The organism is Lysinibacillus sp. NPDC056232 (assembly GCF_042267565.1).
Taxonomy (GTDB): Bacteria; Bacillota; Bacilli; order Bacillales_A; family Planococcaceae; genus Lysinibacillus.
On record NZ_JBHJTF010000006.1, the window covers coordinates 161,107 to 183,437 of the forward strand.

Sequence of the window (22,331 nt, forward strand, 5' to 3'; positions counted from 1 at the left end):
TAAAATAACATCCTACGTTTTGATGAAAAGCCGTTAAATAGTTAAGCGAAGGAAAAATTTACATTGTAACAAAAATGAAAAATTTTAAAGCGAAGTTAAATGGTATGATAGAAAGAGATTAACTCGTCAGACATCATACGCTTGCAAAAACGAAACTTTTTTGGAAATAAAACGTTATATAAATTCGAGGAAAGATTGAGGTGGAATGTATGAAAAAAGAAGTAGATTTGAAAAAGATTGTTTCGAATTTATCTAAGTTGGGTGTAACAGCCACTGTAACAAAGTCTCGACTTGAACTTTTAAAAGTGCTCACACCACCAACGCAAACACCGCAAGTTCAAGCTTAACTCGTTTTACAAATAAAAATGGGTAGTCTCTGTAATTGAGACTACCCATTTTTTATATCCATAATTAATCATCATCATCATGAGTGGTAAACATGTAAGTTCGGTAGTGGAAACGCATACTGAAAACAAGACCGAGGGCTAGAGCGTTCCCCATCAATGAACTTCCTCCATAACTGATAAACGGTAGGGGAATACCTGTAATAGGTAATAACTGAATAGTCATACCGATATTTTCAAATACGTGGAATGTAATCATTGCAATAATACCAGCACATACATAAGTTGAGTATGGATCTTTCAATAATAGTGTAGTTTTTGTTAAATGATAGATTAATAAAAAGAAAATACAAATAACGATACTAGCACCAATAAAACCCCATTCTTCTCCGATAACTGTAAAAATAAAATCGGTATGATTTTCGGCAACGTAAACTTCACGACTACGGAAACCTTTACCGAAAATTTCACCTGAACCAATGGCGTTTAGGGAAGTAATTAAATGGTATCCATCACTAGAAGAATATGAATATGGATCTAACCAAGAATAGATTCGAGCAAATTGATATGGTTTAAAGCCGAATGTTTTCTCTAAAAAACCCTGCATATAGAGTGCCATCCATAAAAGAGAACCACCTACTATAGCGCCACCTAGAAAAGTTGGTAAAATAATTTTCCATGATATACCTGCTACAATGACAACGGCAGCTGTAATGGCAAAGAACACTAATGCTGAACCAAGGTCAGGCTGCTGCATAATAAGAGCTAAAGGTAGTAACAGTGTAACAGCAATTTTACCTAGCAATATAAAGTCTGTTTTTAATGATCTAAAAGAATAGACTTCGTTGTGCTTACTAATAAGTCGAGCAAGTGCTAAAATGTAAAAGGTTTTCATAAACTCAGAAGGTTGAATATTTCCAAGAGGTGTATGATACCAGCTTTTTGCACCATTAATTTTTGCACCGATTTGTCCTGTTCCTTCTGGCATGAAGATAAGTAGTACTAATAATACGATGCCTGCCCCGTACATATACCAAGACATTTTTTTATATTGGTCAGGTTCGAAAAACATAACTATTCCAATAATTACTGAGCAAATGACGTACCATCGCAATTGTAAAGGAACATAGTTAACACCATACTGACCTGATGTTTGAGCCGACGCGATGGCTAACAAACTTATGACTAGGAAGGTTAAAAGTATAAAAGCGAGCGTCCAGTCAAAACGATTCGCGAAATTTCGTTTATTTTCCATACAAGCCACCTATATTAAAATAGTATCTCTTAATGAGTAAATTTGATTTAAATTAATTCCAATTCAATATACTACCAAATATATTTAAAAAGTGCATCCTCAAGAGGCAAATATCAAACCGAAGTGAGCGTGTGAACAAGGGGGCTCAATACTTGCTTTTGATTTAGAATCCTCTCAGATATTTGTAAGAAATGAATAGAATTATATTCTTTCTAAATGTGCTCATTCCGAGTAGTTAAAAAACATATATGCAATAGCATCTTTAACATTCATATTATACCGTAAAAAACACTTTTACGCCTGTGAATATTGTTATGACGATTATTAGCATTAAATGTTTCAAAAATTCCTGTTTAGTTTTATAATGTAGTGAAGAATGGGGTGATGGTTGTGGGTAAAAAATTGAAGTCAGCTGAAGATTTTATGTTTCATATTTATGTTCATATGAATGAGGTCGATAAATTTGTTGTTTTTAGCGGGCTTAAATTCTCGCAATTTGTGGCTGCACTTGAACCACTTCATCACTTACTGTTATTGAAACATTCCTATGAAGATGGTTCCTTTAATATGCATACACAGTTGGATTATATACCAGAAGAGGAAGTACCTCAGTTTGTAAAAAAATCTACCGAATCCAAAGAATTATGTTGGATAGACTTTATGGATGAGAAGAGGCTAGACCAACTAACACCGATGGAACAAGGGGAATTACTTTACATAAGTCATAAAAAGGAACCGATTACTTCGCCATTTTTTAATAAATTACAAAATCGATTTGTCTACTATTCTTCAGATTTAGAGAAAATGACTAAAATTTATTTTCGCCATTTAAGTGATTCAGATTTACTCATAGCTAATGTTTTGAACGGTTTGATTCGTGAAAAGGAACGTAGCACTGGTTTTTGGCGAAGGAAGGTGAATTCGAGTATTCCTGCTATTTCACCGGAATTTTTGCGTGCCTATCGTTCATTTGCTAAAGATGGGGCACTGTTATCATTGTATCGAATTGAAAAGCCTAAAGTAGCTTATGGTCTCGAAATTCGCAATCTGTCAGAGTATTCCTTCCCTGATGAGGTGTGGGATGATTTAAAAAATACAATTTTGAAAAATGAGCACGATGAATTGATTTATATTATTTAACTTCTTTCAGCGGGTATCCAAACACCCGCTGAAAGAAGTTAAAGCCTCCGGCGGATGTCACGGAATCAGAAGGGAGTTCAATAAAGGATGTTAGCCTAAAATCATCGCATCCATGCGATAACGGCTAACTGACCTGCATCGTGCAGGCCTAAGCACGAAGCTGATTCCTGACGCAATTATGCCTAGGCATAATTGATCTATTCATTTGTACGTAGAATGAATATACACTAAATCTCACCGTCAAAATTACGGTGAGATTTTTATCGTCATTCAGTAATTGTTTTAATGTTTGTAACGAAAGTAAAGAGTCAGCTACAAATGTTTTGTGTAGCGAAAGCAAAACGACAGCTACAAATGCTTTATGAAGCGACAGCTACAATTACGGCAAGGCGAAATTGATGTCATTTATCAAGACGTTTCATGATAAACTAATAGTACACAAGAAGTATGTGGAGGGCACAAAAATGAAAAAAAGAATCGGTTTATTATACGGTGGAAAGTCAGCAGAGCATGAGGTGTCATTATCGACAGCACGTGCGGTCACGGGAGCTTTGAATTTCGAGGAGTATGAAGTATATCCGATTTTCATTACCCTTGAAGGAGAATGGCGCCGCGGTGAGCGTCTAAAAAAACCTGCAAGTACAATTGAAGAATTACAATTTGGTGGTAATGCCACTATTTTAGAAAATAATATTACAGATTTTTTAATTGATAAAGATGGTAAATCTGTACAATTTGATGCAATTTTCCCATTACTTCATGGTACTAATGGTGAAGATGGAACTGTCCAAGGTTTACTTGAAGTTCTGAATTTACCTTATGTAGGAAATGGTGTGTTAGCATCAGCAACTGGCATGGATAAAGTAATCATGAAGCAATTATTTGAAATTGCTGGCTTACCACAAGTGCCGTATACGTATTTCATTCGTAGCGAATGGGCTCATGAACAGGAGGCTATCCTTGCTCGTTGCGAAGAAAACCTGGATTGGCCGATGTTTGTGAAACCTGCAAACTTAGGATCAAGTGTTGGAATTAGCAAGGCAACAAATCGTGATGAATTAGTGAAGGCTATCGAAATAGCCTTACAGTATGATCGTAAAATTGTAGTTGAGCAAGGTATTATCGCTCGTGAAATTGAACTAGCTGTGCTAGGAAATGACTTCCCGGAAGTTTCTGTACCTGGCGAAATCAAACCAGTTACTGAATTTTATGATTATGACTCTAAATATAAAGATGGCTCAACAATCCTTATTATTCCAGCAGAGCTTCCTGAGGATACAGTATCTAATTTACAGGAGCTAGCTAAACGTGCATTCAAAGCTATTGATGGAAGCGGTTTAGTTCGTGCGGACTTTTTTGTGACAGCCGATAACAGCATTTATATTAACGAAGTGAATACAATGCCAGGTTTTACACCTGTAAGTATGTATCCACTACTTTGGCAACATACAAATGTAAGCTATTCAGAGCTTATTGATCGTCTGATTACTCTAGCGATTGAGCGTTTTGAAGAAAAACAACAGCTTCACTATAAAAAAGACTGAGTGGGATTATTGTGAAAAAAACATTAAAGCAGTTAGCTACATGGTTAAATGAAGAAGAACCAGCTTTTGGCGACACGGTCGTATCAGGAATTTCCATTGATACAAGAACAATTCAACAAGGAGACTTATTCGTTCCATTTCGTGGCGAGAAGGCCAATGGTCATAAATTCGTTCAGCAGGCTATTGAAAAAGGAGCAGGTGCTTCTCTTTGGCAGAAAGATGAACCGAATCCACCTCAAGATGTACCATTACTCTTTGTAGATGATCCAGAAGTGGCGCTTCAACAAATGGCACGTGCCTATCGCGATGAGCATAAGGCGAAGTTTATTGGCATAACTGGTTCAAATGGTAAAACATCGACGAAAGATATTTTAGCAGGAACGCTCACACCATTTTTTAAAGTACAAAAGACCATTGGGAATTTTAATAATGAGCTAGGTTTACCTATTACGGTATTACAGCTAGATGAAGATACTGATGTTGCCGTACTTGAAATGGGTATGAGTGGTTTTGGTGAAATTGAGTTTTTAACGAATCTTGCTCGTCCACATATGACAGTGATTACAAACATTGGTGAGGCTCATATGCAAGATTTAGGCTCACGTGCCGGAATCGCAAAAGCTAAATTTGAAATAATTCAAGGAATGCAACCAGATGGAGTGCTTTTTTATGATGGAGATGAACCACTGCTTCAAGAACTAGTTGCGAAAGAGCAGCAGTTAAAGGCCGTGGCATTTGGCTTAGAGCATGGCAACTTATTGTATGCAGACAATATTGAAGCAACTGCTGATGGTAGTAGCTTCTCCACACAAGGTGTGATTGAAGGGGATTTCTTTATTTCCGTTCTCGGGAAGCATCAGGTGAAAAATACATTAGTCGCCATGTTAATTTCTCAACAGCTAGGTTTAAATGATGACCAAATTCGTGCATCCTTAAAACAAGTAGCTCTTACGGATATGCGCATGCAGCAAGTGAATGGATCAAATGGGGCATTGTTTATTAATGATGCATACAATGCTGCACCAACTTCTGTAAAGGCGGCTATTCAATTTGTCGCATCGACAACGATTCGCCCAGAAAAATGGCTTGTGTTAGGTGATATGCTTGAACTTGGACCAAATGAAAAGCGTTTCCATGAAGATTTATCGAAGGATATTCATGCGGATGAAATCGCTTATGTATGTTTATTTGGCCCACGAATGGCTTATTTAAATGAAGTCTTAAAAGAGCGATTTGATGAGGACCATTTGCTATATGTAGAGGATGATTATTCGCCAATTATCGATAAACTACAGCAAGCTAAAGAGGAGTCTATCGTTTTACTAAAAGGCTCTCGTGGCATGAAATTAGAAACGATCTTACGTGCATTTACAAAGTAACTTTAAACGGGCGATTAATGTGAGATAAAATGAAACAAGGAATCGGTGGGACATTCTCTCATCGATTCTTTAAATTCTTGATTTAAATGAGTTACACATTTAGAGGTGAAAGTAATGTCAGTAGGTGTGTTATGTATACATGGATTTTCAGGCGGACCTTATGAAGTAGAACCTTTTACTACCTATTTACGAACGCATACAAATTGGCTTATTGAAGAACCTACCTTGTCAGGGCATGGAGAAGAACTACAAATGCGTGGTTTCACCGCTAAGCATTGGTTAATGGATGCCGAGCTCGCTTTTCGTGCGCTTGCCAAAAAAGTAGATGAAGTAATAGTAGTTGGGTTTTCGATGGGAGGCATTATAGCGCTCTATTTAGCCAAGCGTTATAAAGTGAAAAAGCTCGTATTACTAAGCGCTGCTGCTAAATATGTGAGTCCGAAGCAACTGGTTAAAGATTTTAAAATGCTTGCCACTGAGGCATACCATCGTAATTTGTCTAATAATGAGCTGTATTTACGATACCGGCATAAGTTTAATCATGTGCCACTATCGTCAACGATTGAATTCATGAAGCTTGTTCGAATGGTGGAGCCGTATTATAAAGATATTAAAATTCCAGTGTATATTGTACAAGGGAAATTAGACGGAATTGTGCCTTATCACACTGCTCGCTTTTTATACGATCAATTAACTTCAAACGAAAAAACTTTGTATATTTCTGATAATGGGAAGCATCATATATGTTATGGTGAAGATTGTTCTGAATGGTTTTCTTATGTTTTGTCGTTTTTAAAGAGTGCGTAAAGTAGTCAGATTATTACGACTCATGCGTTATCGTTGCATACGTTTTAATCCCATGTTAGACTAGTGTAAGCAATGGATACATTTTGTGCGAAGACTCTTCATATTTGATTGAAGAGTACTTTTTTTTGAACACAACGGTTTTATTCTAAAGTGAATAATTACGACAGAATCAAACCGCTCGGTAAAGACCGGGCTTTCCTTTTCATATAAGAGAGCTCTATGTGACCATCATATAGAGAAAAATTTTAAGTAACGGAAACGTTCCAAAACACAGGCTCGAATTTGCCGACAACTTCATCTGAAAATGTAACCATTTGTCAACTTAAAAGCAAAAAAAGGAGATTGAGAAGTTTGACAAATTTTTCAGAATTAAATATTAGCGAATCTACATTACGCTCAGTAAAGCGTATGGGATTTGAAGAAGCAACACCAATCCAAGAAGGTACTATTCGTTTTGCAATTGAAGGCCGTGATGTATTAGGTCAAGCGCAAACAGGTACAGGTAAAACTGCCGCTTTCGGGATTCCACTTATCGAAAAAATCGACCCAAAAAACCCTAATATCCAAGCATTAGTAATTGCACCAACTCGTGAATTAGCGATTCAAGTTTCAGAAGAGCTATATAAAATTGGTTATGATAAACGTGTAAAATTGTTATCAGTTTACGGTGGTCAAGAAATCGGCCGTCAAATCCGTGCACTGAAAAATAAACCTCAAATTATCGTAGGTACACCTGGTCGTATAATTGACCATATTAATCGTCGTACTTTAAAATTAGAAGATGTTCAAACATTGGTACTTGATGAAGCTGATGAAATGTTAAACATGGGCTTTATCGATGATATTAATTCAATCTTAGAAAATGTGCCTTCAGAACGTCAAACATTATTGTTCTCAGCAACAATGCCACCAGCAATCCGTAAAATTGCTGAGACATTTATGCGTGATCCAGAAATCGTAAAAATTAAAGCGAAAGAACTAACAGTTGATAACATCGATCAATATTTTGTGAAATCTGCTGAGCGTGAAAAATTCGACATTTTATCTCGTTTATTAAACGTTCACCAACCAGAACTTGCTATCATCTTTGGACGTACAAAACGCCGTGTGGATGAGCTTGCACAAGCGTTATCAATTCGTGGTTACCTTGCTGAAGGAATCCATGGTGATTTAAGCCAAGCGAAACGTATTTCTGTGTTACGTCAATTTAAAGAGAATAAAATTGATATTCTTGTGGCAACAGATGTAGCTGCTCGTGGGCTTGATATTTCTGGTGTAACACATGTTTATAACTTCGATATTCCTCAAGATCCTGAATCTTATGTTCACCGTATTGGTCGTACAGGTCGTGCAGGTAAATCAGGTCTTGCAGTAACATTTGTAACACCACGCGAAATGGGTTACCTACGTATTGTAGAAGAAACAACGAAAAAACGTATGACACCACTTCAACCACCAACATCGGACGAAGCTTTAGTGGGTCAACAACGCCTATCTATGGAGACACTAGAAGGTCTTATTGCGAACAACGATTTAGGTGATTATCGTATACTTGCGACAGAATTACTTGAAAACCATGATGCAATCGATGTTGTAGCTGCTGCACTTCGCTCATTAACAAAAGAGCCAGATGACTCGCCAGTAACAATTACTGAAGAACGACCATTACCAATGCGTCGTGAGCGTTCTAACAGTCGTGGTGGAGATCGTGGACGTGGCGGTAACCGTAGCTTTAACGGACGTCGTGATGGCGGACGTGGCGGAGATCGTCGTGGAGGAAGTGGCGGAGATCGTCGTGGAGGAAGCGGCGGAGATCGTCGTGGAGGAAGCGGTGGAAGTCGTCGAGAAGGCGGACGCCGTGAAGGTGGACAAGGTCGTTCACGCGCACCACGTCGTCACGAAGATTAATTTTATCTTCACGAAAATGATTAAACCTTACAGTCAAAGTGGCTGTAAGGTTTTTTTTAACTTCTTTCAGCGGGTGTCTAGCAACAAAGGCTATCTGTGCGAAAGCGAAGCGACAGCAACAAAGGTTTTATCTGTGCGAAAGCGAAGCGACAGCAATAAAGATTTTATCTTTGCGAAAGCGAAGCGACAGCAACAAAGATTTTATCTGTGCGAAAGCGAAGCGACAGCAACAATTACGCCAAGGCGAAATTGATAAAATTTTGAAACAAAAAGATAATTGGTTACGTATACATAGATAAGGAAAGAGAGGGATCGATTTTGAGATCTGAACCAATTCATAAGATTTCTAGGAAAGGGTTAACAGTATGGCGTTTATATGGTGTATTGCAAACGATATTTCTTTTGATTGTAGCGGCTTTAGTATGTTATGGAACTTATTATTTTGAATGGCCATCATTTATTTATTTCATTGCAGTTGTTGTAGTTATACTTAGTGCTATCCTATCTGCTTATCTATTTCCGAAAGTGAGATGGGAACGCTGGCGCTATGAGGTGCGTGAAAATGAGATTGAAGTGCAACATGGTTTATTCGTTGTTAAACGCACACTTATTCCAATGGTGCGTGTACAACATGTTGATACGACGCAAGGACCGATATTAAAAAAATATGGTTTAGGTAATATTTCAATATCTACGGCTGCAACTGTACATACAATTCCTGCACTTGTAATGGACGAGGCTGATGGGCTTCGTGCACGTATTTCGGAATTAGCAAGGGTGGCGGAAGATGATGTCTAAGGAAATTAATCGTTTACACCCAGTATCGGCTGTTATTACAAGTGCAAAAGCATTAAAGAGTATGATTTTCCCGTTAATTATTATTATTGCAACTAATGGGTTTCACTTCTCCTTTAATTTCCATAGTGATAATTTTTGGCGGATGATTTTCTTATTTGGTATATGGGGAGTAGGGGCTTTACTTGCGCTTGTTAGTGGCATTGTTAAATGGCGTACCTTTGTATATTGGTTTGAAGATGGAGAATTGCGTGTAAAGTATGGCTTGTTCGTTAAAAAGAAACGTTATATCCCATTTGAACGTATTCAAAGCTTAAATTACAATGAGGGTATTTTTCATCGGCTATTTGGCTTAGTAAAAGTTCAGGTTGAAACTGCGGGAAGTAAGGATAGAAAACCTGAGGTAGAGCTAACGGCTATACGTAAGGCAGCGGCAGATGTAATAGAGCTAGAAATGCGCCGTGCAAAGAACCAAGTAAATGAACAGATGAACGATGAACAGTCGCTAATAGAGGAAATACCAGTTCCAACTATTTATCATATGTCGATACGTGATTTGCTTATATTGGCCATAACTTCAGGTGGAATTGGGGTCGTTCTGTCCGGGGTAGCAGCGTTTATCCCCCAGATTTCGGATATAATCCCATATGAGGAAATTTTTCACGAGCTAGCAGACTTTGCGAAAATTGGTGCATTTTTAGTTGTACTAATGGTGATATTCAGCCTAATTCTGGCATGGTTTGTGTCATTTGTTATTACACTGTTCAATTATTACGAATATACAGTCCGAATTGAAGATGAAAAGCTTATTATTACAAAAGGGCTAATTGAGAAAAAACGGATTACTTTACCGTTAAATAGAATTCAGGCGATTCGTATTGTAGAGAATCCAGTGCGCCAATTATTTGGCTTTGCAACAGTTGTTGTTGAGAGTGCTGGAGGAAATGGTGGAGAGGGAAATGATAAAAAAATTACTCTGTTCCCACTTATTCAGAAGCAAGATTGTTTGGGAACGCTAGAGCAACTTTTTCCAGATATAAATTGGCGACCAGAATTTATTAATTCACCAGAACGAGCTCGTCCATTTTTTTACCGAATTGATTTTGTTTGGCTCATACCTATAATTGGTGGATGTAGTTATTTCTTATATCCGTATGGGTTGCTTTCGTTATTATTAATTCCATTAACGATAGTAATTGGTGTTTGGCAACATAAATCAGCTGGTTATATGATCGATGGAAAGCAACTAACTATGCAATATCGTGTGTTCAGTCGTACTACATTCTTTATGGAGAAAAAACGCATACAATCTATTGGGACTACTCAAACCTATTTCCAAAAAAGAAAGAATGTTATGTCTGTAAAAGCAACGGTCATGTCAGGCATGACCGGTATGGCAGGGAATGTACGAAACTTAGAGCAGCAAGATGCTGAAACAATATTATCTTGGTATGAACATTGAATGCAATAATTTGGCTAATCCTTACAATTAATAGGAGGATTAGCCTTTTTTATCTATAAATATGCAAATATACTGTTTATAATAGAATAAATCAAACAAAAGGGGTGGTAATTTTGTTTAAGTATGATATTAATAAGAACACGTATTTAAAATTGTTGGATTTAAGTGACGTAGATGAATTATTCGCGTTGACGGATCGTTCGAGAGATACGTTGCGTGAATGGTTACCTTTTGTAGATGATGTGACAACAGTAGAGGATACAGAGCGATTTGTAAGAAGTGCGATGCAACAATACGCAGATAATAATGGCCTACAAGCGGGGATATATTATGATGGGAAGCTTGCGGGAGTGATTGGCTATCATCAAGTGAATTGGCAGCATAAATGGACAAGTATTGGATATTGGTTAGGGAACGAATTTGTTGGTAAGGGCTTAGTCACAAATTCTATGAAAGCATTTATTGATTACGCCTTTAGCTATTTAAAATTAAATCGCATTGAAGTGCGGGTAGCGGTAGGGAATATTCGAAGTCGTACAATTCCAAAAGTGTTAGGTTTTCATGAAGAGGGACGTTTAAGAGATGCTGAGTGGCTTTAGGATCATCATGTAGACCAAGTTGTCTATGGCTTAACAGCGGTTGAATGGAAAAAAATAAAGGCAGCGAAAGAGGATACGGTCGCACTTTGAAATAAAATTGACGAATTGCATATCACTCTAGTATAAAAATAAGAGGAGCAATCCGTGATGATAGTTTATCACGGAGGAGTGCTCCTCTTGTACCTATTACTTACCTGCCATCTTTTGTTTACGCCAGCTTAAAATTCTTTTTGGATGTAAGTAAACGAGTCCAAGAAGGAATCCTGTTACTAAGCCGCCTAAGTGAGCATAGACATTCACATTTGACTGTAGGAAAGTCATAATAACGCTGATAACAATGATAGGCAAAATAAGTTTACGTAGCATAGGCATTGTGCGACGTGTATAGTAGACAAGTGCTCCGAAAGCACCGAATATTCCAAAAACAGCTCCACTTGCACCAAGACTTACATAGCTACTATCATAAAGTAAATAGGTTGCCATGTTGCCTACAATACCAGACATTAAATAAATTGTCGTAAAACGTACCTTGCCAGCAATTTTTTCAAGCTCTGGCCCGAATAAATACAGTGAAAACATATTAAAGAAAACGTGCAAAAAGCCAGCATGTAAAAACATTGCAGAAAAAACACGCCACCATTCACCTGATCGTATAAGGAAGTTCGCTTGAACTCCGTAATTCAATAAATTTTCTCCTACTCCAGGTAAAATAGTTAGTACATAAACAATTAAATTAACCGCTATTAATGTTGAAACAATCGGATAATACTTTGTGTATTGCTTAAAATTTTCTGTTCTACTAAACATAACTCCACCTCAATTTACAATTATTATACATGGCTTTTTAGAAATAGGAAAAGGAGAAGTTCAAATGATTAAAGGAATTGGTCTCGACATTGTAGAAATGGACCGTATTGCTAAAGCAATGAAAAGAACAAATAAATTTAAAGATCGCATTTTAACTGAAAAGGAAAGAGTTTTGTTTGATGCACATTCAGAAACTCGTAAAATAGAATTTTTAGCTGGACGATTCGCTTCAAAAGAAGCATTTTCAAAGGCATTAGGAACTGGTATTGGTGAAGAATGTAAGCTTCATGATATTGAAGTTTTAAGAGGGGAAGCTGGAAATCCGGTTTTATATTTCAAAGGGCAGCTTGTAAATGGATTTGTAAGTATAACACACTCCAAGCAATACGCAGCAGCACAAGTAATATTATTACAATAAAAAGTGTAAAACAAGCTTTCGCCATATAAAACATTTGTTGCTGTCGCTACGTTAACACTACGCTTTCGCACAGAAAACATTTGTTGCTTTCGCTATGTTAACACTACGCTTTCGCACAGAAACATGTGTCGCTGTCACTACGCTTTCGCACAGAAAATATTTGTTGTCCCGACGCCTCCAGGAAAGCGCCCAGTCGGAACGGAAATCAACCACACTTTATGGTGATCGCTATTAAAAAGTAAATCAATTTCTGAGTGAAGATAAATATATTACCCTTATTCAAATGACATAACTGACAAATACGGTTCATATATTGTCGTAGTGGATTTGAAAGAAGGAAAGGGTGAAAGCGTGGGCAACCGAATAGTTAAATGGCTCGTCTTACTTTGTACGATATTACTTCTATCGGCATGTGGTACAGACTCACAGGAAAAAGTGTTGAAGAAAGTTAACGGAAAATGGGCAGAGACCAATGGTTATGAGTTAAATGCTACGATGGAGATTAAATCTGGTGGGGATCCGAAAAAATATGATGTAACGGTTTGGCATACGAAACCTGATTTCTATCGAGTAGAAGTAGTAGAAAGTGGGAAAGATGTTTCACAAATGATAGTGCGAAATGCAGATGGAGTTTTTGTTGTTACACCTACATTGAACAAAATGTATAAATTCCAAAGTGATTGGCCGAAGAAAAATAGTCAAGCTTATTTAATAGGTGCACTAGCAGAAGATTTAGCTCAAGATAAAAATTTAGTCATGAAAGAAGAGGACAAAGCATATATATTTGAAGCGGCTACTAGAAATAGCTATAAAAATAGTATGCCTCATCAAGTTATAACAGTTGATAAGAAAACAATGCTTCCAACTTCCGTAGTAATTATGAATGATGTAAAAGAAGAACAAATTCGTATCACATTTAAAAATATAAAATTAGGTGTTCAACACGCGGCTAAAGAGTATGCGGTTGAGCAATTTACAGAAAAAGATGAAACAAAAGGGGAAAAAGCTGCACCGCCAGAAAAAGATAACAAGGAAGAAAAGGATAAAGGAGATAAAGAGAGCAACAATAATGCGAATGGAAAGGAAGGGAAACAAGCAGTAAGTGCAGAAGCCGAAAATACAAAGTTCCAAACTCATTACCCTGTTGTAAGTTTAGGAAATACGAAAATGGTGGATGAGAAAGTCATGCAAGAGGGTGGCATGGAACGTGTTATCTTAACATTTGACGGTGATAAGCCATTTACGGTTATGCAACAACCAGTTACGAAAGAGACGGCTATGTTGCCGGTATCATCTCCTGGTGATCCGGTAGATTTAGGCTTTACGATTGGAGCTATTACAGATACATCTATTAGCTGGGAAAAGGATGGCGTCGAATTCTTTGTAGCGTCTAGTAAATTGTCTCGTGAAGAAATGGTGGAAGTTGCCACTTCTATGACGATAGGTAGTATGAAATAATTTTTCTAGCTACAGCTTTCTATATGGAAAGCTGTAGCTTATTAAGTAAAATAGTACAGTTCTGATGAAAATTAACACTGTTTAGAAAGTGTTAAGTCATATATGATAAAAGTTATGTAGAAAATTAGTCTAAAATAGAAAAACTTATGGTAAAACAGTAGAGCAAAGGCGATTTAATCAATACATATTGTTTTAATAAAATATAAAGAGGGTATTCTAATGGAAATACAGCAGTATTTTAGACCGACCAAAGCAATTGTAAACTTACAAGCAATTCAACAAAACGTAAAAAATTTGAAAAAGCTACTTCGACCTAATGTTCAAATTATAGCTGTCGTAAAGGCAAATGCATACGGCCATGGAGATGTAGCCGTTGCAAAAGCGGCACTTGAGGCAGGGGCAACAATACTTGCCGTGGCAACGCCCGATGAAGCATTACATATTCGAGCGCATTTTGAAGAACCAGACATACTAATATTGGGTGCCTCTCCAGTTTCGTTCGTGCCATATGCTGCCCAGCAGCGCATAATCCTTACAGCTTTTGCAAGTGAATGGGTGCAGCAAGCAGCTCTGTTCATAGCTAATGAAGCAAATCCTTTACGACTACATATAAAAGTAGATAGTGGAATGGGCAGAATTGGCGTTCGTTCAGAACAAGAATTATTGGAACTCTATCAAACAATACAGATTACAGTGAATGTGGAGCTTGATGGGATATTCACACATTTTGCGACTGCGGATGAAGAAGATACCTCATACTTCGATAGACAGGTACAATTTTTTGAGAAATGTGTAACAGTGTTGCCTGAAAAACCTAGACTTGTTCATGCATCAAATACGGCTACATCCTTAGTGAAAGATGCTCATTTACAATTTGATGCCGTCAGATATGGTATTTCAATGTATGGTTTATCACCATCTTCTTATGTAGAAGGTATTTTACCATTTTCGTTACAGCCAGCGTTTTCGCTTGAGAGTGAGCTTGTTCATGTGAAACAGTTACGAGCAGGTGATTCAGTAGGCTATGGAGCAACTTTTGCGGCCTCTTCGGATATGTGGATAGGAACGATACCAATAGGCTATGCTGATGGAGTAATTCGCAAATTAGGTGGACAAGAAGTACTAATTGATGGACAAAGAATGCCGATTGTTGGACGAATTTGTATGGACCAATGTATGGTTGCCTTGCCAAAAGCATATGCTATAGGTAAGAAAGTAACACTCATTGGTCGTCAAGGACAGGATGTTATTTCAATGAATGAATGGGCAGCGAAGCTTGAAACCATTAATTATGAAGTACCATGCATTATTACAGCGAGGGTTCCTAGATTATACATTTGACTTTAAACTAAAATCGGATGCAATTATCCCGAGGCATAATTGATCTTGGGACAAATGAATACTATATTAGAACAACTAAAAAAACTTGGTGAATAACTACTTATTAATTAGGATGTTAAATTACCGAGTAGCTGAGCCGTTCATAATTTGTGACATATTGCAAGGTGAATGAATCGGCATATACCTTCGACAACCTACATATTTTTACAACTTGGACTTTAAATTGTCAGATATTTTGTCATTTCGTGTCTTTTCAACGATATCTTTCAATGGTAGAATGGGTAGTAATGAAAAGTGGATGGTTCCGTTGGAGGTGCTTGCTGTGTACGAGAAAAAGTTAAGAGAAGCTACAATTGCTGTTCAGGATAGACTGTTTCTACAAACAAAGGAAGTAATTGAAAGTGAATCTTTTGCGCGTATTTTGTCGCGCAAAGTTTTAATGCAGGAGCAACCAAATCAAATACGGGAAGCTATGATGAAAGGATATGTTGAAATGTCTCATATAAATCTGAGTATTGCAAGTGAATGCCTGCATGCAGAATATGAAGCACAACATACAGTGGAGCGTCTCGTTAGCGGGGGATGACACTTTGAATGTAAAACGTGGTGACGTTTTTTTTGCAGATTTATCGCCGGTAGTTGGGTCCGAGCAAGGGGGCACTAGGCCGGTGCTGATTATTCAAAATGATATTGGCAATCGATTTAGTCCGACTGTCATCATCGCAGCTATTACTGCACAGATTCAAAAAGCAAAGTTACCGACGCACGTCGAAATTAATGCTGAAAAGTATGGTTTTGAACGTGACTCGGTTATTCTGCTCGAGCAAGTGCGGACGATTGATAAGTCAAGATTGACAGATCGTATTACACAACTTGACCATTCTTTGATGGAGAAAGTTGATGGTGCATTGATGATTAGTTTAGGGCTGGTTAAATTTTGATATACATATGTGTATAGCGGCATCGAGATGAATTTTCATCTCGATGCTTTTTTATATTGTACCTCAAATACTTATTACCATAAATTGAAATTGCTATTCAAAAATGGTATTAATAGATTTAAGGTGTAGTCAAAATCTAAACTTAGAATAGATTTTTGAAAAAACATTGAGTGGTTTAAGAAAATATACATAGATTTTTACCTTCATCCAGCAACAAGGTTTGTCTGTGCGAAAGCGAAGCGGCAGCAACAAGGTTTGTCTGTGCGAAAGCGAAATGCAAACGTAGCGACAGCAACCATTACGCTAAGGTAAAATCGATAATATAATAAAAATATTTAAAGTATTTAGTTAAGTAGGTCGAAAAAAGTTAAGAGTATAACTCCGAAAGGAATTGGGGGGACAGCAGTGACAATTAAGTCTTCGGTTGAAATTATTACTGAGTGGGATATAGTAGCAGCAAGACAACTGGGGCGTGACGAAGCAAAGGCACTTGGATTTGACACTGTTGATCAGGCTCGAATCACCACAGCTATAAGTGAACTAGCTAGAAATATATATTTATATGCAAGGATAGGTGTCGTTGAAATTGAGAAATTTGAGTCAGACACAGAGAAGAAAATAACTGTTATTGCAACTGATCAAGGCCCAGGAATAGAGGATGTTCGGAAAGTGATGGAGGATGGCTACTCCACTTCAGGAGGGCTCGGTGCAGGTTTACCAGGCGTTAATCGATTGATGGACAGTATGAATATTCAATCGGTTATTGGAGAAGGAACAACGATTAGAGCTGAAAAATGGCTGCGTTAGGATGTGGAGTTGTTGGACCGATTAGAATCTCAATATAAAAAGATTTTGTCAGATTATATGGCTGATCAAACTGAAAAGAATTTGTATATTGCTCAAAATTTCACTCGTCAGTTAATCCAAAATAATATATCTCCAGAGGATGTTGTAAGTATTCATAAAAACGCAGTTGAAAAGCTATTTCCACGTAGAATGAGTGAAGAACAGCTTGCATATGATTTTCTTATCGAAGTTATGGTGCATTATGGAATGGCTCATAGGGAGCACCAAAGCTTATTACAAAAACAAGCTGAGTATGAAATAGAAATGAAAATTGCTACAAGTATCCAGAAAACATTACTTAAAACAGAAGTACCACAACTTTCAAACATCGATATAGGAATGATATCTATTCCAATCCGGAAAATGAATGGGGATTATGTACATTTTTTATATAATCGAGATGATTATTTGAGTGTAGCTGTGACAGATGTGGTAGGTAAAGGTGTTCCAGCCGCATTATGCATGTCTATGGTAAAATATGGATTGGAAGCATTGGAATATGCATATAGAGATCCTTCATATGTATTAGAGGTCATTAACCGAGTGATTGAGAAGAGTGTAGACGACAGTATGTTTGTGTCTATGTTCTACGGTTGCTTGGATCTGCGAAATAGTATTTTTTCTTATGCTTCTGCAGGTCACGAGCCAGCTCTTCATTACAGTGCTAAACGTGATCAATTTATCCCTTTGGAATCAACGGGGTTATTATTAGGGGTGTTGCCAGAAACGAAATATTCTTATAATGAAATTGCTTTGGAAGAAAACGATATCGTAATCATGATGACGGATGGTGTTACTGAATTCAGATCGCATGATGAAGTGAATTCGCGAGAGGTCATTACGTCATTAATACTGGAAAATAAATACTTGTCAGCTCAACAATTATGTAATCTTCTTTATAAGCAAATTGAAAATTTACAGGATTTTAAACTATCAGATGATTTTACAATTGCAATTATAAAAAAATAATTATTTAGGTTTGATTTTTTGTAATTACGGGAATAGAAAAACAGTCTAACAAATTGGTGGAGGTGTGCTGTATGGACATGGCGATACACTTTAAGGAACTTGATCATAAACTATACGGATTTGTAGAGGGTGAAATAGATACTTTTACTGCTTCAGGACTTAGGGAGGAATTAGAGGCAGTAAAAATTACTGAAGGATTAGAAATAGTACTTAATTTATCAAAAGTTAATTATATGGATAGTACAGGACTAGGGATTTTTGTAGCCTTTTATAAAAGAACGCTACGCGAAAATGGTAAAGTTAAACTGGTTGGATTATCGAATAGATTACAAAGGTTGTTTGAAATTACTGGTTTAAGCGATTTAATGGATATTGAAACTGATAAAAAGGTGGAATTACGAAAATGAAGGAATTTGATTATATTGAGATAAGGGTTCCTGCAAAACCGCAATTTGTCAGTGTGATTCGATTGACGGTTTCTGGCTTAGCTAGTCGGGTTGGATTTAATTACGATGATATTGAAGATTTGAAAATTGCAGCAAGTGAAGCGGTAACAAATGTTGTACATCATGCCTATAAGGACGAAGAAGAGGGAGAAGTCGTCATTGGTTGCGCTTTGTATGAGAATAAAATAGAAATGATGATTGCAGATTATGGTAACAGTTTCAATTTTGAGGAGATAAAATCGAAAATTGGTCCGTATCATCCTGAAGAGAGTATTGCGGGTCTACGCGAAGGTGGTTTAGGGCTTTATTTAATGGAAACTTTGATGGATGAGGTGATGATAAATAACGATGGTGGCGTAACTGTTTTCATGACTAAGTATGTCGCAAGAGAGCAGGTGGAGGAAAATGTCGAAAGAATCACAACATAAAACTTCGTCTAAAGAAGATATACTAAGGTGGATTGCGCTGTACCAATCAACGGAGGATGATGAAGCTCAAACAAATTTAGTGATTCATTATCGATATTTAGTGGAGGCCATTGCACGTAAATATTCGAATGGTAAATCTAGTTATGATGATATTACTCAAGTAGGTATGCTGGGGTTGCTAGGTGCAATAAGACGTTTTAATCCTGACGTTGGCCGAAGTTTCGAAGCATTTGCTGTTCCAACGATTGTTGGAGAAATTAAGCGCTTTTTACGTGATAAGACTTGGGATGTTCATGTACCAAGACGGATAAAAGAATTAGGACCACGCATTAAAACAACAGTGGAAGCGTTGACAATTGAGTTGCAGCGTTCGCCATCTATTAAGGAAATAGCGGATCAATTAGAAGTGGAAGAAGAAGAAGTATTAGAGTCTATGGAGATGAGCCGTAGTTATCATGCTCTTTCGATGGATCATTCAGTAGAGTCAGATACTGACGGTAGCACAGTAACGTTATTCGATATTATGGGTAAAGAAGATGATGGCTATGAAATGACCAATAAAAGAATGCTTGTTTCTGAAGCAATGAGTATTTTAGATGAGAGAGAAAGACAAATCATTCAGCTTACATATTTAGAGCAACTCACTCAAAAAGAAGTTGGGGAACGATTAGGAGTTTCTCAAATGCATGTATCTAGAATACAAAGGAAGGCAATAAAAAAATTACAAGAAGCTATCTTAGTAAGAGATGGTGTCTCGCTCTAAATTTTTTTGGGGGAGAGGGGCTGTCCTGAAAATAATGATATTGGAGGACGCCTGTTGTTGTCGCAGATACAAGTAATAGCATAAGCCGAGCAGGAAATGTTAGCGAAAAAAGCCTCTTCATAATTAAATGAAATAGTTTACTCTTCCGTTAGGGTAGACTATTTTTTTGCATTTTTAGTAAAGTGTAATGGTAAAATGAAAAGAAAAAAGGTAGTGATGATGTGGAACAAAAGCAAATGTTACAGCTCATTGCAAAAGATGTAGCTGTTAAGCCTGGACAAGCTGAGGCTGTTATTAAATTATTAGAAGAAGGAAATACCGTGCCATTCATTGCACGTTATCGAAAAGAAGCTACTGGATCCCTTGATGAGGTACAGATTAAAGCTGTAGAGGATCGTTATCACTACATACAGCAGCTTGAACAACGCAAAGAAGAGGTTATACGATTAATTCAGGAACAAGATAAACTAACACCTGAATTAGAACAAGCGATTCAAGCAGCAACTGTTTTACAGCGTGTAGAGGATTTATATCGACCTTATAAACAAAAACGCCGAACAAAGGCGACAATAGCGAAAGAAAAAGGGTTAGAACCTCTTGCGGATCTTCTATTAGAGTATCGTAATGATGCTTTAGAACAATTAGCAATGGCTTTCATAGATGAGGAGAAAGTTACTAATGTAGAGGAGGCATTAGCTGGGGCGCGAGATATATTGGCAGAGCGCTTTGCTGATGACGCAGCAATCCGTGAAAAAATTCGTACGTATTCTTGGAAAGATGGAGTGCTCGTAACAAGTGTAAAGAATGCAGAGGCAGACGAAAAAAACGTTTTCGAAATGTATTACGAATATGAAGAGCCTGTAAATCGTATTGTCCCTCACCGTATTTTAGCTGTAAATCGTGGTGAGAAAGAAGAAATCTTAAAAGTGGCGATTCATGTACCGATAGATCGGGTATTGATGATTATGTGGAAGGAATGGATTCCTGCTACAGGTTCTTCTCCAGCCATTGCTGAAGTAAAGCTAGCGATAGAGGATTCGTACAAGCGTCTAATTCAGCCTTCTATAGAACGAGAGTTACGAAATGAACTTACAGAAAAGGCAGAGGCGCAGGCTATCCACATTTTCTCTGAGAATTTACGTAATCTTTTATTACAGCCCCCAATGAAAGGGAAGTATGTTTTGGGCGTTGATCCAGCGTACCGTACAGGCTGTAAGTTAGCTGTTGTAGATGAAACAGGGAAGATGTTAGAGGTTACAGCTATTTACCCACATCCGCCAAAACCAGATGTAGCAAAATCAAAAGCAATTGTGAAAGGGATTTTAGCAAAATACCCAATTACTATAATTGCTATTGGTAATGGTACTGCCTCACGCGAAACAGAACAATTTATAGTAGATGTATTGAATGAGCTTGAAACTGATATAGCCTATGTGATCGTCAATGAAGCAGGAGCATCTGTTTATTCAGCGTCTGAAATTGCCCGTGCAGAGTTTCCGAATTTACAGGTAGAACAGCGTAGTGCCGTTTCTATTGCACGTCGTTTGCAAGATCCGTTGTCGGAGTTAGTAAAAATTGAGCCAAAAGCAGTTGGGGTAGGTCAGTATCAGCATGATGTCTCTCAAAAGAAATTGACTGAGTCCTTAACATTTATAGTAGAGACAGCTGTTAACCAAGTTGGTGTTGATGTTAATACTGCCTCAGCTTCGTTACTGCAATATGTTTCTGGATTATCTAAAACGGTTGCGGAGAATATTGTGAAGGTTCGAGAGGAAAATGGACAATTTACTACACGTGCTCAACTCAAGAAAATCCCAAGACTTGGTGCCAAAACGTATGAACAAGCAATTGGTTTCTTACGTGTTCCGGGAGCAAAAAATGCATTCGATGTTACGGGCATTCACCCTGAAAGCTATAGTGTCGCAGAGCAGATTTTAGAGGTTGCACAAATTGATAAAAAAGAGCTAGGGACACAGAAGGCGGAGGAAGCCATTGCAAAACTAGATGAAGAAAAATTAAGTGGAATTCTAGATGTTGGAGTTGTCACAATACAGGATATAGTGGATACATTAATGAAACCAAGTCGCGATCCACGTGATGCATTCCCTCAGCCTTTACTGAAAACAGATGTATTAAAAATGGAAGATTTACAAGTTGGGATGGAATTGCAAGGTACAGTGAGAAATGTAGTTGATTTCGGAGCATTTGTAGACATTGGTGTGAAGCAGGACGGGCTTGTGCATATTTCTAAATTACAAAAAAGACGTATTAAACATCCATTAGAAGTTGTTGCACTCGGAGATATTGTGACGGTATGGGTAGAACAAATAGATGTCAATAAAGGGCGCATATCATTAACGATGCTACCTCCTAAAGATCAAACTATCGAAGCGTAATTAAGTGAAACTTTAATCAACGGGGATTCTCTTGATCCTCGCTGATTATTAGTCTTCACCAATCGGGCTATTACGGGCAGTTAATCTCCCACCTAACTTAGCCCTTGCTATAGTTATACTTATTGCTTTATTTTCGGTACAGATAAATTACTGCCCGTTATAGCGGGATAAAGTGAAACTATAATCAGTGGGGATTCTCTTGATCCTCGCTGATTATTAGTCTTCACCAATCGGGCTATTACGGGCAGTTAATCTCCCACCTAACTTAGCCCTTGCTATAGTTAT

At 37.5% G+C, this 22,331-nt stretch carries 23 protein-coding genes; 21 read left to right on the plus strand and 2 right to left on the minus strand.

Going from position 1 to position 22,331, the window contains the following annotated elements:
• Positions 1-209: 209 nt before the first annotated feature.
• Positions 210-347 carry an Lmo0850 family protein gene (locus ACFCYJ_RS07185; RefSeq protein ID WP_166672133.1) on the plus strand — a complete coding sequence of 46 codons (138 nt, stop codon included), beginning with the start codon at positions 210-212 and terminating at the stop codon, positions 345-347.
• Positions 348-411: 64 nt separating this feature from the next.
• On the opposite strand, the gene ACFCYJ_RS07190 is transcribed toward ACFCYJ_RS07185, so the two are convergent.
• Positions 412-1,599 carry an FtsW/RodA/SpoVE family cell cycle protein gene (locus ACFCYJ_RS07190; protein ID WP_376072623.1) on the minus strand — a complete coding sequence of 396 codons (1,188 nt, stop codon included), beginning with the start codon at positions 1,597-1,599 and terminating at the stop codon, positions 412-414.
• Positions 1,600-1,983: 384 nt separating this feature from the next.
• On the opposite strand from ACFCYJ_RS07190, the gene ACFCYJ_RS07195 reads away from it, so the two are divergent.
• The 9 genes from ACFCYJ_RS07195 to ACFCYJ_RS07235 all read left to right on the plus strand — a co-directional run bounded on the left by ACFCYJ_RS07195 (position 1,984) and on the right by ACFCYJ_RS07235 (position 11,233).
• Positions 1,984-2,739: a hypothetical protein gene (locus tag ACFCYJ_RS07195; RefSeq protein ID WP_376072707.1), complete on the plus strand. Its 756-nt coding sequence runs from the start codon at positions 1,984-1,986 to the stop codon at positions 2,737-2,739.
• Between the two features lie 464 nt (positions 2,740-3,203).
• Positions 3,204-4,283: a D-alanine--D-alanine ligase gene (locus tag ACFCYJ_RS07200; RefSeq protein WP_376072626.1), complete on the plus strand. Its 1,080-nt coding sequence runs from the start codon at positions 3,204-3,206 to the stop codon at positions 4,281-4,283.
• Between the two features lie 11 nt (positions 4,284-4,294).
• On the plus strand, positions 4,295-5,662 hold the full coding sequence (locus tag ACFCYJ_RS07205; RefSeq protein WP_376072629.1) for a UDP-N-acetylmuramoyl-tripeptide--D-alanyl-D-alanine ligase: 1,368 nt from the start codon (positions 4,295-4,297) through the stop codon (positions 5,660-5,662).
• A gap of 114 nt (positions 5,663-5,776) precedes the next feature.
• Entirely contained in the window at positions 5,777-6,469 is a 693-nt protein-coding gene (locus ACFCYJ_RS07210) for an alpha/beta hydrolase (protein WP_376072632.1), read from the plus strand.
• A gap of 351 nt (positions 6,470-6,820) precedes the next feature.
• Positions 6,821-8,377 (plus strand): degradosome RNA helicase CshA, encoded by a 1,557-nt coding sequence (gene cshA, locus ACFCYJ_RS07215; protein ID WP_376072635.1) that lies wholly within the window; start codon positions 6,821-6,823, stop codon positions 8,375-8,377.
• Between the two features lie 73 nt (positions 8,378-8,450).
• Positions 8,451-8,630: a hypothetical protein gene (locus ACFCYJ_RS07220; protein WP_376072638.1), complete on the plus strand. Its 180-nt coding sequence runs from the start codon at positions 8,451-8,453 to the stop codon at positions 8,628-8,630.
• Positions 8,631-8,695: 65 nt separating this feature from the next.
• A complete protein-coding gene (locus tag ACFCYJ_RS07225; protein WP_376072641.1) occupies positions 8,696-9,175 on the plus strand; it encodes a PH domain-containing protein in 480 nt (159 codons plus the stop codon).
• Positions 9,168-10,634, plus strand: coding sequence for a PH domain-containing protein (locus ACFCYJ_RS07230; RefSeq protein WP_376072710.1), 1,467 nt, complete (start codon positions 9,168-9,170; stop codon positions 10,632-10,634). Before ACFCYJ_RS07225 ends, ACFCYJ_RS07230 begins: the two co-directional genes overlap by 8 nt.
• Positions 10,635-10,747: 113 nt before the next feature.
• The gene (locus tag ACFCYJ_RS07235; protein WP_376072644.1) at positions 10,748-11,233 is read left to right on the plus strand and encodes a GNAT family N-acetyltransferase; all 486 of its coding nucleotides are present in this window, start codon (positions 10,748-10,750) and stop codon (positions 11,231-11,233) included.
• Between the two features lie 186 nt (positions 11,234-11,419).
• On the opposite strand, the gene ACFCYJ_RS07240 is transcribed toward ACFCYJ_RS07235, so the two are convergent.
• Positions 11,420-12,040, minus strand: coding sequence for a rhomboid family intramembrane serine protease (locus ACFCYJ_RS07240; protein WP_376072647.1), 621 nt, complete (start codon positions 12,038-12,040; stop codon positions 11,420-11,422).
• Positions 12,041-12,104: 64 nt separating this feature from the next.
• Here ACFCYJ_RS07240 and acpS point away from each other — a divergent pair, with 64 nt between their 5' ends.
• From acpS to ACFCYJ_RS07295, 11 genes are all read left to right on the plus strand, one after another.
• Positions 12,105-12,458 carry a holo-ACP synthase gene (gene acpS / locus ACFCYJ_RS07245; protein ID WP_376072650.1) on the plus strand — a complete coding sequence of 118 codons (354 nt, stop codon included), beginning with the start codon at positions 12,105-12,107 and terminating at the stop codon, positions 12,456-12,458.
• A 351-nt stretch (positions 12,459-12,809) separates the two neighbouring features.
• Positions 12,810-13,916, plus strand: coding sequence for a LolA family protein (locus ACFCYJ_RS07250; RefSeq protein ID WP_376072653.1), 1,107 nt, complete (start codon positions 12,810-12,812; stop codon positions 13,914-13,916).
• Between the two features lie 219 nt (positions 13,917-14,135).
• Entirely contained in the window at positions 14,136-15,257 is a 1,122-nt protein-coding gene (gene alr, locus ACFCYJ_RS07255; protein WP_376072656.1) for an alanine racemase, read from the plus strand.
• A gap of 298 nt (positions 15,258-15,555) precedes the next feature.
• The gene (locus ACFCYJ_RS07260) at positions 15,556-15,843 is read left to right on the plus strand and encodes a hypothetical protein (protein WP_170939000.1); all 288 of its coding nucleotides are present in this window, start codon (positions 15,556-15,558) and stop codon (positions 15,841-15,843) included.
• Positions 15,844-15,847: 4 nt separating this feature from the next.
• Positions 15,848-16,198: a type II toxin-antitoxin system PemK/MazF family toxin gene (locus ACFCYJ_RS07265; protein ID WP_376072659.1), complete on the plus strand. Its 351-nt coding sequence runs from the start codon at positions 15,848-15,850 to the stop codon at positions 16,196-16,198.
• Positions 16,199-16,603: 405 nt separating this feature from the next.
• Positions 16,604-17,005, plus strand: coding sequence for an anti-sigma regulatory factor (locus tag ACFCYJ_RS07270; protein WP_376072662.1), 402 nt, complete (start codon positions 16,604-16,606; stop codon positions 17,003-17,005).
• Between the two features lie 12 nt (positions 17,006-17,017).
• A complete protein-coding gene (locus tag ACFCYJ_RS07275; protein ID WP_376072665.1) occupies positions 17,018-18,013 on the plus strand; it encodes a PP2C family protein-serine/threonine phosphatase in 996 nt (331 codons plus the stop codon).
• A gap of 71 nt (positions 18,014-18,084) precedes the next feature.
• Positions 18,085-18,420, plus strand: coding sequence for an anti-sigma factor antagonist (locus ACFCYJ_RS07280; protein ID WP_376072668.1), 336 nt, complete (start codon positions 18,085-18,087; stop codon positions 18,418-18,420).
• Positions 18,417-18,887: an anti-sigma B factor RsbW gene (rsbW, locus tag ACFCYJ_RS07285; protein ID WP_376072671.1), complete on the plus strand. Its 471-nt coding sequence runs from the start codon at positions 18,417-18,419 to the stop codon at positions 18,885-18,887. The genes ACFCYJ_RS07280 and rsbW overlap by 4 nt, the downstream gene beginning before the upstream one ends.
• Positions 18,865-19,650 carry an RNA polymerase sigma factor SigB gene (gene sigB / locus ACFCYJ_RS07290; RefSeq protein ID WP_376072674.1) on the plus strand — a complete coding sequence of 262 codons (786 nt, stop codon included), beginning with the start codon at positions 18,865-18,867 and terminating at the stop codon, positions 19,648-19,650. Before rsbW ends, sigB begins: the two co-directional genes overlap by 23 nt.
• A gap of 221 nt (positions 19,651-19,871) precedes the next feature.
• On the plus strand, positions 19,872-22,046 hold the full coding sequence (locus tag ACFCYJ_RS07295; protein ID WP_376072677.1) for a Tex family protein: 2,175 nt from the start codon (positions 19,872-19,874) through the stop codon (positions 22,044-22,046).
• The last annotated feature ends 285 nt before the right edge of the window (positions 22,047-22,331 follow it).

What these genes read in the sequence shown, in the direction of transcription:
- ACFCYJ_RS07210 (WP_376072632.1), top strand. Translation starts at nt 5,777, where the DNA reads ATGTCAGTAGGTGTGTTATGTATACATGGATTTTCAGGCGGACCTTAT.
- ACFCYJ_RS07240 (WP_376072647.1), bottom strand. Translation starts at nt 12,040, where the DNA reads ATGTTTAGTAGAACAGAAAATTTTAAGCAATACACAAAGTATTATCCG.
- ACFCYJ_RS07230 (WP_376072710.1), top strand. Translation starts at nt 9,168, where the DNA reads ATGTCTAAGGAAATTAATCGTTTACACCCAGTATCGGCTGTTATTACA.
- alr (WP_376072656.1), top strand. Translation starts at nt 14,136, where the DNA reads ATGGAAATACAGCAGTATTTTAGACCGACCAAAGCAATTGTAAACTTA.
- sigB (WP_376072674.1), top strand. Translation starts at nt 18,865, where the DNA reads ATGTCGAAAGAATCACAACATAAAACTTCGTCTAAAGAAGATATACTA.
- ACFCYJ_RS07280 (WP_376072668.1), top strand. Translation starts at nt 18,085, where the DNA reads ATGGACATGGCGATACACTTTAAGGAACTTGATCATAAACTATACGGA.
- rsbW (WP_376072671.1), top strand. Translation starts at nt 18,417, where the DNA reads ATGAAGGAATTTGATTATATTGAGATAAGGGTTCCTGCAAAACCGCAA.
- ACFCYJ_RS07195 (WP_376072707.1), top strand. Translation starts at nt 1,984, where the DNA reads ATGGTTGTGGGTAAAAAATTGAAGTCAGCTGAAGATTTTATGTTTCAT.
- ACFCYJ_RS07200 (WP_376072626.1), top strand. Translation starts at nt 3,204, where the DNA reads ATGAAAAAAAGAATCGGTTTATTATACGGTGGAAAGTCAGCAGAGCAT.
- ACFCYJ_RS07190 (WP_376072623.1), bottom strand. Translation starts at nt 1,599, where the DNA reads ATGGAAAATAAACGAAATTTCGCGAATCGTTTTGACTGGACGCTCGCT.
- ACFCYJ_RS07260 (WP_170939000.1), top strand. Translation starts at nt 15,556, where the DNA reads ATGGTTCCGTTGGAGGTGCTTGCTGTGTACGAGAAAAAGTTAAGAGAA.
- acpS (WP_376072650.1), top strand. Translation starts at nt 12,105, where the DNA reads ATGATTAAAGGAATTGGTCTCGACATTGTAGAAATGGACCGTATTGCT.
- ACFCYJ_RS07185 (WP_166672133.1), top strand. Translation starts at nt 210, where the DNA reads ATGAAAAAAGAAGTAGATTTGAAAAAGATTGTTTCGAATTTATCTAAG.